The 14,570-nt window shown below is 29.7% G+C and carries 16 protein-coding genes; 13 read left to right on the forward strand and 3 right to left on the reverse strand.

Annotation, left to right across the window (positions count from 1 at the left end):
- The first annotated feature begins 16 nt into the window (after positions 1–16).
- From ACNI3C_RS05845 to nhaA, 5 genes are read left to right on the forward strand one after another with little or no spacing between them, the layout of a single operon-like run.
- Positions 17–1,441 carry a COG3400 family protein gene (locus ACNI3C_RS05845; RefSeq protein WP_419771310.1) on the forward strand — a complete coding sequence of 475 codons (1,425 nt, stop codon included), beginning with the start codon at positions 17–19 and terminating at the stop codon, positions 1,439–1,441.
- Between the two features lie 27 nt (positions 1,442–1,468).
- Positions 1,469–2,599 carry a succinyldiaminopimelate transaminase gene (locus ACNI3C_RS05850; protein ID WP_419771311.1) on the forward strand — a complete coding sequence of 377 codons (1,131 nt, stop codon included), beginning with the start codon at positions 1,469–1,471 and terminating at the stop codon, positions 2,597–2,599.
- Positions 2,592–3,170, forward strand: coding sequence for a hypothetical protein (locus tag ACNI3C_RS05855; protein ID WP_419771312.1), 579 nt, complete (start codon positions 2,592–2,594; stop codon positions 3,168–3,170). The genes ACNI3C_RS05850 and ACNI3C_RS05855 overlap by 8 nt, the downstream gene beginning before the upstream one ends.
- Positions 3,171–3,172: 2 nt before the next feature.
- Positions 3,173–4,471 carry a UDP-N-acetylmuramate--L-alanine ligase gene (gene murC / locus ACNI3C_RS05860; RefSeq protein ID WP_419771313.1) on the forward strand — a complete coding sequence of 433 codons (1,299 nt, stop codon included), beginning with the start codon at positions 3,173–3,175 and terminating at the stop codon, positions 4,469–4,471.
- 55 nt (positions 4,472–4,526) lie between these two features.
- Entirely contained in the window at positions 4,527–5,714 is a 1,188-nt protein-coding gene (gene nhaA / locus ACNI3C_RS05865) for a Na+/H+ antiporter NhaA (protein WP_419771314.1), read from the forward strand.
- Here the strand turns inward: nhaA and ACNI3C_RS05870 are convergent.
- Positions 5,711–6,166 carry a DNA-processing protein DprA gene (locus ACNI3C_RS05870; protein WP_419771442.1) on the reverse strand — a complete coding sequence of 152 codons (456 nt, stop codon included), beginning with the start codon at positions 6,164–6,166 and terminating at the stop codon, positions 5,711–5,713. The two genes, nhaA and ACNI3C_RS05870, sit on opposite strands and share 4 nt — an antisense overlap.
- A gap of 160 nt (positions 6,167–6,326) precedes the next feature.
- Here ACNI3C_RS05870 and ACNI3C_RS05875 point away from each other — a divergent pair, with 160 nt between their 5' ends.
- The 8 genes from ACNI3C_RS05875 to ACNI3C_RS05910 all read left to right on the forward strand — a co-directional run bounded on the left by ACNI3C_RS05875 (position 6,327) and on the right by ACNI3C_RS05910 (position 13,822).
- Entirely contained in the window at positions 6,327–7,058 is a 732-nt protein-coding gene (locus tag ACNI3C_RS05875; protein ID WP_419771315.1) for a TnsA endonuclease N-terminal domain-containing protein, read from the forward strand.
- Entirely contained in the window at positions 7,045–8,901 is a 1,857-nt protein-coding gene (locus ACNI3C_RS05880; protein ID WP_419771316.1) for a TnsB C-terminal domain-containing protein, read from the forward strand. The genes ACNI3C_RS05875 and ACNI3C_RS05880 overlap by 14 nt, the downstream gene beginning before the upstream one ends.
- Positions 8,894–9,835, forward strand: a complete 942-nt coding sequence (locus ACNI3C_RS05885) for a TniB family NTP-binding protein (protein ID WP_419771317.1) — start codon at positions 8,894–8,896, stop codon at positions 9,833–9,835. The genes ACNI3C_RS05880 and ACNI3C_RS05885 overlap by 8 nt, the downstream gene beginning before the upstream one ends.
- Complete coding sequence (locus ACNI3C_RS05890; RefSeq protein WP_419771318.1) at positions 9,832–10,959, forward strand: TniQ family protein; 1,128 nt, start codon at positions 9,832–9,834, stop codon at positions 10,957–10,959. Before ACNI3C_RS05885 ends, ACNI3C_RS05890 begins: the two co-directional genes overlap by 4 nt.
- A gap of 126 nt (positions 10,960–11,085) precedes the next feature.
- Positions 11,086–11,367, forward strand: coding sequence for a hypothetical protein (locus tag ACNI3C_RS05895; RefSeq protein WP_419771319.1), 282 nt, complete (start codon positions 11,086–11,088; stop codon positions 11,365–11,367).
- A complete protein-coding gene (locus ACNI3C_RS05900; protein ID WP_419771320.1) occupies positions 11,330–12,073 on the forward strand; it encodes an endonuclease in 744 nt (247 codons plus the stop codon). Before ACNI3C_RS05895 ends, ACNI3C_RS05900 begins: the two co-directional genes overlap by 38 nt.
- Positions 12,073–12,726: a hypothetical protein gene (locus ACNI3C_RS05905; RefSeq protein ID WP_419771321.1), complete on the forward strand. Its 654-nt coding sequence runs from the start codon at positions 12,073–12,075 to the stop codon at positions 12,724–12,726. Before ACNI3C_RS05900 ends, ACNI3C_RS05905 begins: the two co-directional genes overlap by 1 nt.
- Positions 12,727–12,736: 10 nt before the next feature.
- The gene (locus tag ACNI3C_RS05910; protein ID WP_419771322.1) at positions 12,737–13,822 is read left to right on the forward strand and encodes a sensor histidine kinase; all 1,086 of its coding nucleotides are present in this window, start codon (positions 12,737–12,739) and stop codon (positions 13,820–13,822) included.
- A 292-nt stretch (positions 13,823–14,114) separates the two neighbouring features.
- On the opposite strand, the gene ACNI3C_RS05915 is transcribed toward ACNI3C_RS05910, so the two are convergent.
- Positions 14,115–14,333: a hypothetical protein gene (locus ACNI3C_RS05915; protein ID WP_419771323.1), complete on the reverse strand. Its 219-nt coding sequence runs from the start codon at positions 14,331–14,333 to the stop codon at positions 14,115–14,117.
- 3 nt (positions 14,334–14,336) lie between these two features.
- Positions 14,337–14,555 (reverse strand): DUF2188 domain-containing protein, encoded by a 219-nt coding sequence (locus ACNI3C_RS05920; RefSeq protein ID WP_419771324.1) that lies wholly within the window; start codon positions 14,553–14,555, stop codon positions 14,337–14,339.
- Positions 14,556–14,570 lie beyond the last annotated feature (15 nt).

The raw sequence follows: 14,570 nt of genomic DNA on the forward strand, positions 1-14,570 counted from the left end.
GGCTATAATATCCGTCATGAAAAAAATATTAGTTATATTAGATGGCATTGTTGCTAAGAAATTATTACATAGAATTGTTGAAGCCAATACAGGAGAAAATTACTACGATGTAATATACATCAATGATTTAATTATGCCTGCAAAAAAACCTTCCAATTTTACCTTTTACAAGTTTGATCCCACCTCTTTTTCAAAGTTAGGTATGGTCTTAGATAAAAATGTACACACCGAAGCATTGATTGCGTTAAATTCAAAAGATGAAATGCTGAATGTCATTGATAATATCAAACGAAAAAAAGCCAATATGCAGATGAATATATTGGATTATTGGGGCATTGAACTTAAAGACCCTAAAGTCAATATTTATAAAGGCATAGATGTTTTAGCCAATGGTATGATTGAAAGATTACCTAATATTCCGGTTGTTGCACAAAATATTGGATTGCGACAGGGTGAAATTATGGAGATAAGAATTCCTTTTGGAAGCTCTTATGCTTATAGATACATAGGATCAATTGAACAAGTTGAGTGGAAAATTTTTGGACTTTATCGCAATGACCGATTGATCAGTGTAAAACCTTCATTGATTTTAAAACCCAATGATGTGATTTTAATTATTGGGAAACCCAAAGTTCTCATGCAAGTCTATAATGCTATTTCAAAAAATGAGGGACAATTCCCTATGCCATTTGGGCACAACATTTATCTCTATTTGGATCTGTATTTACAAAAAGAGTCAGAAGTCATTAAGGCCGTTAAAGAGGCAAAGTTTTTGCACGAAAGATTAAAAAACAGATCATTAATCGTAAAAGTTACGCGACCAACGAATGCTTTGATTATGAATGAAATTAAAGAAGAACTCATGGGAGATGGCAGTATCATTTTAGATATAGATTATCAAAATGTAGGGTTTAAAAAAATCATCACAACCGATATTAAGCGGCATGACGTAGGGGTGTTTATGCTCTCTTATGAACTGTTCTCCAATAAAAAAGAGTTAAAAGATTTAATCAATTTACGAATTCCTATTTTAAAACTGGGATTGGATAAAATTGAGACCATTAAAGAGACCGTTGTTCTTTTAGATGATAAAAAATCGTATGAACAAATTTCGCCTTTAGTGTTCGATATTTCTGCTCAGTTAAAAACAAAAACAAAGATTTTTAACCTTGATCCCATCGGGGATGATAACAACAGTGATATTTTAAACCACTTTGAAAACTTGGCTAAAATCTTTAATCAAAAAATTGAAATCATCAATGATGAGAAAAACCCCATCCGTGTCTTAAAAGAGCAACGCAATGTGTTACAAATCATGCCTTTGAAACAAGCCATGTTTAAAAACAGATATTTTTATGAATTTTTCTATACCAACTCTGATTTGGTTGCTTTTGATTTAACACGCTTCAACCAACTGCTTATACCTATTGTTGAAGAATAAAATATTTATACCCTATAAAGGAAACAGATGAATTTTGAAACGTATCCGTTTGAAAAATTGAATGAATTGTTGGAGAATATTGTTCCCAACAATCAATATACATTGAGTTCACTTACCATTGGAGAACCGCAATTTAACACACCTTTGTTTATACAAAAAAGTTTACAAGAGAGCAGTTCGTTATTAAACAAATATCCAAAAACAATTGGTGAAGAGTATTTAAAAGAGTCTATGCTCAATTTTGTTACAACACGATTTGGCGTTCAATTGAACAAAGAGCAACTCATTCCTACGTTTGGTACAAGAGAAGTGCTTTTTAACTTTCCCCAATTTTATCTCTTTGATACAAAAAATCCTGTTATGGCATTTACCAACCCTTTTTATCAAATTTATGAAGGGGCAGCCATTGCGAGCCGAGCAGAGATTATTCATATTAATTTAACCAAAGAGAACAATTTTCAACCCATTTTAAGTGATGAAGAGTTGAAAAAATGTGATTTAGTGATTTTAAACTATCCCAATAATCCAACGTCGGCAAATATTGGTTTAGATGATTTGGTGTTGTGGGTGAAAAAAGCGTTAGAGTTTGATTTTGTATTGATCAACGATGAGTGTTACAGTGAAATCTATTTTGATGAAAATAAAAAACCACACTCACTTTTAGAAGCCTCTATAAAAGCCGGCAACAGTGAGTTTAAAAATGTATTGGTCATGAACTCTATTTCAAAACGAAGCAGTGCCCCAGGATTGAGAAGTGGCTTTATTGCAGGTGATGCAAAAATCTTAGAAGAGTATTTAAAATACAGAACCTATGTGGGGTGTGCCTCTCCTGTGCCATTACAACGAGCCAGTGCAGATGCGTGGAACGATGAAGCTCATGTAAAAGAGTTCAGAAAAACCTATAAAAAGAATTTTGAAATAGCCAAAGAGCTTTTGGGGGTAGAAATTCCCGATGCTACTTTTTATATTTGGCTTGAAGTTGAAGATGAGTTGGCTTTTACAAAAGCGTTATACCAAGAAAAAAATATCAAAGTTTTGCCAGGAAGTTTTTTAGGACGAAATGGAATGGGAAGAGGGTATGTCCGAATTGCATTGGTTGAAAATGAAGAAAAAACAAGAGAAGTATTAACACGATTGAAGGATTTTATTCATGGATAAAGCTGAATTACACGAAGCTCGAACCAACCCAGAATTTTTAAACTATTTAGAACAAACACGAGTTGATGCGATCAAAAGTGAGAATATTTCAGCACTGTATGAAGTTCTTGATTCCATGCTAATATTGGATTTAGATGAAGAGAAAATCAACAATGTTTATGAGAATATTTTAAAAATATCGTTTGAACGCATTGAAACCATTGTGAATGGTGGGAAAAAACTGAAACTGGAAAAAGATGAGCTTTTATATATTCGGTCATTCTATGAACATGCCATTGAAAAATGGAGTTATAATGATTTTTCAGGTGCAAAAGAGTTCTTTTTTCTTTTAAGCAATATTGTTGAAGATGAACATCTCGTTGGGGCAATCAATGTACATCTGGTTGCTTGTTCAAAAGAGATGGACATGGAGAGCTTTTATGAAAACAGTGTAGATGTTAATGTGATGGATTTAGAAGAGAGATATGGCTATTTTATCGTGAATTTTACGTTTGATATTCAAACATTTTTAGCGCAAAATGATGCGATATTAAAGCGTGAATTTGAAAATTTAAAACACTTATTGGATTAATAATGAAAGTACATTTTATTGGAATTGGTGGTATAGGTCTTTCGGCACTGGCACGTTTTTTAAAATATGACGGACACAGCGTTACGGGTTCAGATATTAAAGAGTCACCTTTAATCCAAGAGTTAAGAGGTGAGGGCATTGAAATTACGATTCCTCATAGTGCCAGTGCCATAAACAGTCAAGATATGGTGATTTATTCTGCTGCTGTTAAACAATGCAATGTGGAAATCATTGAAGCAGCAAGACACAACATTCAATCCAAATCAAGAAAAGAGGCATTGCCTTTTATTTTGGGCAACAAAAAGAACTATTGTGTAGCTGGTGCACATGGAAAAAGTACCACTACTGCAATTTTAGCTTCGATTTTACAATCCTCAGCACTCATTGGTGCAATTTCAAAGGAGTTTGACTCAAATTTTAGGTATCAAAATGATTTGGTTGCCTTTGAAGCCGATGAGAGTGATGCGAGTTTTCTCCTTTCCAACCCGTATTGTGCCATTGTTACGAATGCAGAACCTGAACATATGGAATATTACAATCATGATTTAAAACGGTTCTATGGAGCATATGAGCAGTTTTTAAAAATGGCTAAGGTAAGAGTCATTAACGCTGAAGATGAGTTTTTAAACACCTTAGAGGACTTAGAAGCCATTCGTTTATATCCTACAACGGACATTAAAGATATCTCTTTTACCCTTAAAAACGGTGAACCTTATACCACATTTGATTTAAAAGATTTGGGTACTTTTGAAGTGTGGGGATTTGGACATCATATTGCGCTTGATGCCTCTTTGGCTATTCTTGCCGCACTCAATGAAATTGGTTTGGATGAAATTAAAGAGAATTTGACAAAATACAAAGGAATTAAAAAACGATTTGATATTGTGCAAAAAACCAATGGTTTGGTGGTGATTGATGATTATGCGCATCATCCAACAGAGATCAAAGCCACCATTAAATCGGTCAGTTTGTACAGCAATTTAAAAGACATGAATAACACCGTGGTCATTTGGCAACCCCATAAATATTCGCGTACCATTGATAACTTAGCAGAGTTTAAAGAGTGTTTTAAAGGGTGCGATGAGTTGATTATTCTTCCTGTATACAGTGCAGGTGAAGAGCTCATTGAGATTGATTTTGCCAAAGAGTTTGAAAAATATAATCCCGTTTTTGCACAAAAGATAATCTCAAAAAAAGGGATGGTGCAAATTATTAAAGATGATAAAATTCTAAAAACCTATCAGCATGGTTTGATTGTTGGTGTGGGAGCGGGAGATATTACCTATCAATTAAGACCTTAGTTGAAATAAATTCAAAATCGTTGTAAGATAAAGAAGCTATTTTAAAAGGATTAATGTGCGAATTTTGGTCAGAGAGTTTATCAAAAAAGAGTCATCGGCGGGGCTTATCCTTATTGGTGTTACGCTCCTTGCCTTAATTTTTAAAAACTCTTTTTTGTCTGAATACTACAATAACATTTTACAAACGAATGTGACCATAAGCGTGGGTGAAATGCTTGAACTGAATAAGCCCATTTTTTTATGGATCAATGATGGGTTAATGGCTCTGTTTTTTCTTTTAATTGGACTTGAAATTAAAAGAGAACTGCTTACGGGACATCTGTCAAGTTTTAAACAGATTGCTTTGCCGGGTTTTGCCGCTTTAGGTGGTATGCTTTTCCCTGCACTGATTTTTATATTTTTTAATTATGATAACAACTTTGCCTTGCGTGGTTGGGCGATTCCAACGGCTACGGATATTGCTTTTGCTTTGGGAATTTTGTCTTTGTTGGGTAAGCGAATTCCTGTCTCATTGAAAGTGTTTTTAATGGCATTGGCCATCATTGATGACATTGGTGCTATTGTGATTATATCTATTTTTTACACCTCAGAGTTGTCATATCTCTCTCTTTTATTGGCAGGTGTTTTTTTTGCCATTTTATTGCTGATGAATAAAATCAATATTGTACGCATTACAGCATATATTATTATTGGAATATTTCTCTGGATTGCCGTTTTAAAATCGGGAGTTCATGCGACACTTGCTGGAATTATTTTGGCATTTACCATCCCTTTAAATGTTAAAATTGAAGAACAAAAACATATCTCTCCCGCAAGAATATTGGAAAAAAATCTGCATTTTTGGGTGGCGTATTATATTTTGCCCATTTTTGCATTTATGAATGCCGGTGTGGATTTAATGAATATTGATTTTAATGATGTCATAAACCCTGTTTCAATGGGTATTATTATGGGATTGTTTTTGGGTAAACAAATGGGGGTAATGTTGTTTGTTTTTCTGGCAGTTAAATTCAACATTGCACAGCTTCCAAAGTGTGCTACTTGGACTCAAATGTATGGCATTGCAGTATTAACAGGGATTGGATTTACCATGAGTTTTTTTATTGACTCTTTGGCGTATGATGATTCAAATATGTTTTTGCATACGGATAAATTGGCTATTTTAGTAGGCTCAATTCTCTCTGGAATAGTAGGTTATACGATTTTACGATATGCAAAAAAGAGAAAGTTGTGTGCCATTTAAGGCAGATAAATTTTCCCATTTAAGATTTTTATTTTTCCCTCTAATTCATAAACAAATGTTTTTTCAGCATAATTTTTGATGGCCTCGTCGTAGTTGGGATTGTTTTTACAATACTCTAAAAACGCATCTTTTTCTTGGCAAAGGGTATGTCCTGATAGTTCCATAACAAACTCATCTATATCATAAATGGCTTGGGCTAAACCCTCTTTTAAAAGCTGGTTGGTTCCTGCACTTTGATTAATTTGGTGAGGCAAAACATAAATTTTTTTGTTCATATTTAAAGCAAACTCTACGCTTCTCATGCTGCCACTGTTTAAATCGGCTTGCGTTACAATTAAAATATCTCCTAAAGCTACAACGATTTCATTGCGTGCTACAAAACTCCATGGAGTTGCAAGAAAATCTGCATCATACGCACTTAAAATCAACCCCTCTTGTTCAATGGCTGCAATGAGTTTTTTATTTGTAGCAGGGTACTTTGTATGTAAACCACAGGGACTGACCTGTCATATACAAAAACAAACTTAACTCTAAATCACAATATTTAGCCAGTCTTGAAAGATTTCCAACATTAATTAAGTTAAATAGATTATATTAAAAAGGTTAAATAAATTGAAAAATATACAAAATAAATTAAACATCCTATCTATTGTAAATCTTGACGAGATTTTATATAATTTAGATATGAGTGTAAGACAAATTAAAAAAAGCTATATATCCTGCACAGGATACTTTTCAAGTTATAAGAATAAAAAACAAGTTACTTTTGAATCAGTATTAGAAAGGGATATGTTTATGTTATTGGAGTTTGATCCAAGAGTTGTTTCATATATAGAACAACCTTTTACACTTCATTATACTTATTATGATGTAAAACCTAGAAAATATACTCCTGATTTACTGATTACATATAAAGATAAGACTCAAACAGTAGTTGAAATAAAGTATAAAGATGAACTGCTTTCAAATCAAGAGCTTGTTCAAAAACTATCTTTAGTTCAAAATGAAATAAAATTACAAAAGCATTTATCTTTTGAAATATATACTGATGAAATGATAAATAAACAATATATGCTAAATCTAAAACATATTTATAACTTTGTAAATATTAAAGAAGATATAGAAAAAACAAAATTGATTGAAAAAATATTAGATAATACTGGTGCCATTACAATACAAGAAGTACTTAATCAATATGATTCAAATAAAATGAAACAAACTTTTTTTCTACCCTATATTTGGAACTACGTATTTCATAATATGGGAACACTTGTAAATCAATATGAAAAGTTAACAATGAACTCGGTTCTAAGGAAAGGATACAGACTCAATGGGAATTATTGATCTTAAAATTGGCTCAAAAGTTTTTTTTAACAATGAACTGTGTGAAATAATACGTATAGTTGGTTTTAATAAAGTAACTATAGTTAAAGATAATAATGGAGATATTCTTGACGTTCCACTAACAGAGCTATCTTCAAAAAAATATCTTGAAAAACCTAAGAACTTTATTGAACATTATTCTGAGAAAGAATGGAATATTGCTAAAGAGAGATATGAGATTATAAAAAAGATTGTCTTTACTTCAAGAACAAAAGATGAAGTTAAATCTATCGCAAAAAAAGCAGGATATAGCTCTGTAACAGTATATAAATGGATAAATCTTTATGAACAAACCATGGAAATAAGCTCTTTAGTGCCACAAACCTCATTAAGAGGGAAAAAAGGTAGTAGATTAGATGATAAGATAGAACATATTATTAATCAAATACTTGAAGATTTATATTTAAATAAACAAAGATATGGATTTAAAAAAATCTATAATAAAATTTATCTTGAATGTAAAAAGTTAAGCCTTACTCCTCCACATGAAAATACAATTAGAAATAGAATTGAAAAAATTGATCCCAAAAAAGCAATTAAAAAAAGATATGGACATAAAGCTTCGCAACAATTCCAAAACTATGAAGGAGAATTTCCTGAAGGTAATTATCCTTTAGAGTTTATTCAAATAGACCATACTCCTTTAGATATTATTGTTGTAGATAAACTTCATAGAAAACCATTGAAAAGACCATATCTTACATTAGCTATTGATGTATACTCAAGAATGATTACAGGCATATATGTATCACTTCAAGAACCTGCATATTATAATGTGAGCCAATGTTTATTTAATACATTTACACCTAAAGATAAGCTGCTTAGACAATATAACGTAGAAGGAGAATGGAATATTTTTGGAGTGCCGCGTATTATTGGTGTGGACAATGGTTCTGATTTAGTTTCCTCTGATATGCAAATGGTTTGTGATGAATATGGCATTACATTGATGAAAAGACCTGTAGCTCGTCCTCAATTTGGTGCACATGTTGAAAGAGTACTTGGAACAATTAATAAAGAAATACATAACTTAGCAGGCACTACCTTTTCAAACATAAATGAGAAAGGTGTATATGATTCAGCAAAAGAGGCTATGTTTACAGTTGAAGAACTAACACAATGGATTATTCATTATATTGTGAATGTATATCATAAAAAATATCATCATGGGATTCAAACGACACCCGAAGAAAAATATTTTAAAGGTATATTCGGTGATGAAGAAACAGCAGGTACTGGAATTTTACCACCAATAACAGATGATATGGAAGAGTTAAGGGTATCCTTACTCCCAACAGAATTTAGAACCGTTCAAAAGGATGGTATTACTCTTGATGGCATATCTTATTACTCTGATGTGCTGAGACATTGGATTGGTAAAAAAGATAGTAAGAAATCTAAAATTAAACACAAAATAAAACGTGATCCACTCAATATTCAAAAAATATATTTTTATGATCCTGACTTAAAAGAATATTTTGAAGTACCTTATAGAAAAATATCTGCTCCCGTTATGACACTTTGGGACTTATATGCTTCAAAAAAATATCTTAAAGATGAAAAGATTACAGATTACAATGAAGATGATATTTTTTATGCTTACGAACAATTAGAAGAAATTTCTAAAAATATAGAGCATAAACATAAAGACCATAAACAAAGAGTTAGAAGAGAACAAAAAGGAATTATAGAAAATCAAAAAGAGCCTAAAACAGAGACTAATACCTCTGATAATCAGTATGAAGATTTATTTACAAATATTCAACTATTCCAAGTAAATGAAAAGAGTACTCTAAATGAATAATATTAAACTTACTAAAAAAGCACAAGAATTACTACTGCAAAGTGATGAAGAAAGAATTAAATATATTCTAGAAGATAGATGGATAAACTATCCAATAGCGCAAAATATACTTGACAAACTAGAAGATATTTTTAAGTATCAAAAAAATAAAACTAGAGTTACCAGTATGCTTGTGGTTGGATCATCAAATAATGGTAAAACTTCATTACTTGAAGAGTTTAAAAGAAGGCACTTAAATTATGAGATATTTAATGAAAAAAATGAAGATGAAACAACTAATGATTTTACCGAATTATATGATGCGACAGGAATACCAGTACTCTATCTTCAAGCTCCAACAGAACCCAGTGAATCAAGATTATATGACAATATATTTTCATCCATTGATACGACGGTAAAGAAAAGTGAAAATATATCAAGAAAACAATATCTGGTTGAATACTATATGAAGCTATTAAATGTTGAAATGATTATAATTGATGAAATTCATAATATACTTAGTGGATCAATCGCAAAACAAAAACAAACGATGAATGCAATTAAAAATCTAAGTAATCAATTAAAGATACCAATTGTTTTAGCTGGTATAAAAGACTCATTAAGAGCGATAAGTACAGATACTCAAATAAGTAGTAGATTTAGACCTGTATATTTAACAAAGTGGCGATTAGATAAAGAGTACATCTCTTTATTGGCAACATTTCTATCTACCTTACCACTAAAGAAAGAATCAAATATTTTAAATCCTGATGTTGCGCTAAAGATACTTGATATATCCGAAGGATACATTGGAGATATTATAGGAATTTTAAAACAATCAGCTGTTTATGCGATAAATACTCAAAGTGAAAGAATCACTATTAACGAAATAAGAGAGTGTGGATATATTTCTATGTCACAAGTACATAAAGAGAGTATTCTAAAAGATGTATGATAAGACACATTGGTTTAGCAGAATTCATAGATAAAAATTTTTTAATTATTCCAAAACCATATGATAATGAATTATTAAGTTCTTGGTTTGTAAGAACGGCTTATATGCATTATATGAAGCCACAATCTTTTTTTAATATGCATTTTGGATTAAAAAATAGAGGTTATTTCATAAGTGATATCGATACAAAATTGAGTAATGAAATTTATTCTAAAATGCAAGATAAATGTAAAAATAAAATTGATATTAACAAATTAACATTAAAATATTATGCAAAAAACATCCTAGAAGAAGGCATAAAAGATTCTACAAATCATTTTATCTCAAATATGAAGTTTTGCCCTAAATGTATAAAATTAACAAATAAAAAGTTCTATTTTAGAAAAGAATGGAAACTTGTATTTTATACTGCTTGTTTAAAACATAAATGTTATTTATACGATTCTTGTCCTCATTGCTTGAGCAAAATCTTAATTACTAAAATGTATAAAGATAAATTACCATTTACATATTGTTATAAATGTGGTTTTGATTTAAAACAATCAAAAGTAATCCCTATAAAAAAAAGACATTTATATGGACTTGAGGCAATAAAAAAACTTTTATTTATGCTTGAGAATGGTTATATCCAGTTAAAAAATACAACAGCATATTCTTTTCATTTTTTTATTGTTTTAACTCAATTGACTAAATTAATAATGAATAAAAGAAACTTTGTATTTTTACATACTCATCCACTATTTGAAATCATTGAACTAATAAGAAATAAAGAGTTAATAACAAACAAATCTATATATCTTCAATTAGCTATAAATGAAAAGTATGCCTTATTCGGCTTACTTATGAATATATTTGAAAACTATCCTAATAACTTATCTAAGTTTATTTTATCAAATAAACTAACCCATTGGGATATGGTGAGAGAGATTAAGTATTTACCATTTTGGTACAATGAAATAGTAAATGACATTATTCCTAGATATATGGCGTTTGGAGATATGGTTACTGAAATTGAAATTGAGAATGCAAAAAAGTATTTATTATCTCAAAATTTAGAAATCACTAAAGCCAATTTATCAAGGTTATTTGGGCGTACGAATTATTTTAATAAGTACATTTTGTAATCTTAAAATTGTTTTCTAAAAATTTTATATATGCTATTTATAGGAATCTCCTTTTAATAAAAAAACAACATTATTTAACATATAATACATTTTAGTGATTTTTCAATTCCAAGGCAAAGGCAATTTATGTTAAATAAAGACACCTTAATTAGTTTAACTACTAAGCACAACTTGAATATTATTTTTAAAAACACTTCTTTTGAAATTATTACTCCTGTTAATTATCTTTTTTATGATGGGAAAAAAAGTAAAGAATATGTCTATGAAAACTTTTTAGTTAATACCTTAAAAGATGGAAAGCAAAATGCTATTATATATGCCTATTTTGAGATAAAGAATAATGCAACTATCAATTTAAAGGATAAAAAGTTTGAAGCTCCTCAGTGTAATTCTACTATTAATTGTTAATCTTTCATTTGCCAATGAAACTATTGATTCTTTCTCTCAGTCCAAAAAACTATTAAGAAATATTTATAAAGACCATCAAGTTACTTTTTATGCCAATTGTAAATATAACTACAAAGATAAAAACAATATGATTGATAAAAGTTCATGTGGATATGTTCCTCGAAATACTTATACTAAATCAGGGAAAAAAAATATAAGAGCCAATCGAATTGAATGGGAACATATCATTCCTGCAGAAAACTTTGGAAGACAATTTGTTTGTTGGAGAGAAGGAGATGAACAATGTATTGATTCTAAAGGCAAAGCCTACAAAGGACGAAAGTGTTGTTCTAAGGTAAATCAACAGTTTAAATATATGGAAGCTGATATGCATAACCTGGTACCTGCTATTGGTGAATTAAATGCTGATAGGTCAAACTTTAAATATGGGATGATTGAAGGTGAAGATAGAGCTTATGGTAAAGATGTAGATTTTGAAGTAGATTTTAAAAATAAACGAGCTGAACCAAAAGAAGACATCAGAGGGAATATTGCACGAACTTACTTTTACTTTGAAGGGAGGTATGGAATGAAAATATCCAAAAAAGAGAAACAACTGTTTGAAGCTTGGAATAAACTTGACCCTGTTGATGATTGGGAGATTGAGAGAAATAAGAGGATTGAAAAGCTTCAAGGGAATGGAAATAATTTTATAAAGGAAAGTTAATGTTTTGGAAAAAATATAAATATGATGATATTAAGTCTGTTGAATTCAATGAATTAAAAAAGAGAATTAAAATTGTAGTTATTGATGATGAAGAAGATAGTTTCCCAATTAAACACATGCAATCACTTGGGTTTACAATTGAATATTGGAAAGAAATTGACATCAATAACATTAAAAGATTAGAAGATGGGAATTTTGATCTTATTATTCTTGATATATATGGGGTAGTTAATCCTCAATTAGGTCAGGATTTAACAGGTTTGGATATCTTAAAATCATTGAAGCATAGAAATCCTAAACAACTCATAATCGCTTTTTCTGGTAGTAGCTACGAAATAGATAAGGGAGAATTTTGGAAATTAGCTGATGATTTCTTGAAAAAACCTTCAACAACTTTTGAGACTAAGGAAAGATTAGAAAATATTATAAATCAAAATTATTCTATAAATACTCTTATCAATAATCTAAAAATGGTTATTTCGAGACAAATACAAGATTCTAATAAGGAAAGTGATATAGAAAAAATTATTTCAAAGGCAATTATTACTAAAAATGGAAATATAGATTTTGTCAAACTTGTAAGGCTTGGTGTTCAAGATACAGCTGCAATTACAACAATTGTTACAACAATAATCAATATTATGAAAGAATAGGTTTAAAAAAATGGATACAAATAATTTTAAAATATTACTTGAAACAACATTATTCCCTTTGATGGATTTTAAAAAAAATCAGTACGATGGATTAATGCTTAACATACACCCTTATTGCAAATCTTGCGATAAAGAATGTTTAATAAAAGGGCAAGGAAAAGATTATAAAGTTTCACTTTGTTCTGACAATATATTATTTTTTAAAATTTCTATTAACAATAGAAGTTTTATAATTCATAGTCTTCGAAATGATTATTCAATACTTAATAGACAAGATAAAAAAAAATATCCCAATAAGATTTTTTTTAAGCATATTGAAAAAGTTAAAAAATGGGTTGATAAAATTGAAGAAATAATTCAGTTAGATACAAAAAAGAAAAATATTATAAACTTAAATAATTCTGTCTTTATTCATGATATGAAAAAAGTTTATTCAACAATTCTGAGAAGAATGGAAGATTATATAAGTGAAAATTCTACTTCCTCTTATCATTATGATGAAAATTTAAGATTTCTTGATACAAATTTATTATGTATATATAAAGCAATTAATTTGCTTGATTATCAATTTAATAATGTAAACTATATTTCAAATCCAAATGCCGTACAATATGGACAATTACGTGAAACTCATATATATAAAGCAATTGATAAACTTAACAGAATTTTGAGAACTAATTCTAAAATTAAAATTGAATTAAAAGGTACTTCCCATAATCAATTATTTTTATATGAGAGTTTTATAAGTTTGCCCTTTATTTTAATTGATAATGCTCTTAAATATTCATTAAAAGATCAAAGTATCGAAATTCATATCAATGACTTAGATGATAAAGTATTAATAGAAATTATTTCTTTTAGCCCAAAAATAAATAGTGAAGACAAAAAACATATTTTTGAAAAATTTCAAAGAGGAGATAATGTTTGTACTCTTGTTCCAGAGGGGCAAGGTATCGGATTATATTTAGCAAAAGTTATTGCTGATGCTCATAATATTGAAATTAAATTGGAAGAAAAAAATGGTACAACAACAACGATAGATGACGTTTTATATTGTGAAAATATTTTTAAATTTATCGTACAATCTCTCCAATAATATTGACTATAAAAAGAGTTGATGGAATATAAATAAAGCAAATTATTAGGAGAGTTATAAATTTAAATGTCTTCTAAAAAGTAGACACAAATTCATTTAGTTTACCTTATATCAATAGATGATATTTAGATATAATTGGCATTATCTATTAAATATTTGCATCTTTTATTGAGAATTACAGTAGTGACGACAACCTCTCCAGCAAATTTAGAGAATTTTTTATTTTTTTATCCATAACATTTCCTATGAGTAAAAAAGCAGAGGATATTTCCTCCTCTACTTAAATTTATCATTAACTTGTATGACATGATGGACAACAATAGTAACAACCATTGATTCTGTTGTTAGGCCATCTTCTCTTAGCCTCATTGATTGCATCATGGCAGCTATTATGGTAACCTAAATCAACTTGATTTTCTGGATTTGGCATGTAGCTACAACCTGTTGTTGCATTATGAACTTCATGATCACCATTGTTTTGTTGGTTTTTATTAATTACAAACTTTGCCATTTATTAGCCTTTCACATTTCTTGGGTCATTGCCATAAGAATTTTTCTCACGAATTTGACCATTTTGACCATGAAGTGTAAATTCAGCATTTAACTTTTTTGCTAAACTAATCCCATATTCTCTACATTCAACTTGTGTCGAACATACTTTACTAGCTCTTTCATTGCCAGCAACTTTTGCTTTCCATCCATCAGGATGCTTTGAAACAGATACTCTGTTCATATTAGTTCCTTATAT

Source organism: Marinarcus sediminis (SeqCode) (assembly GCF_048571275.1).
In the GTDB taxonomy this organism is placed as follows: Bacteria; Campylobacterota; Campylobacteria; order Campylobacterales; family Arcobacteraceae; genus Marinarcus; species Marinarcus sediminis.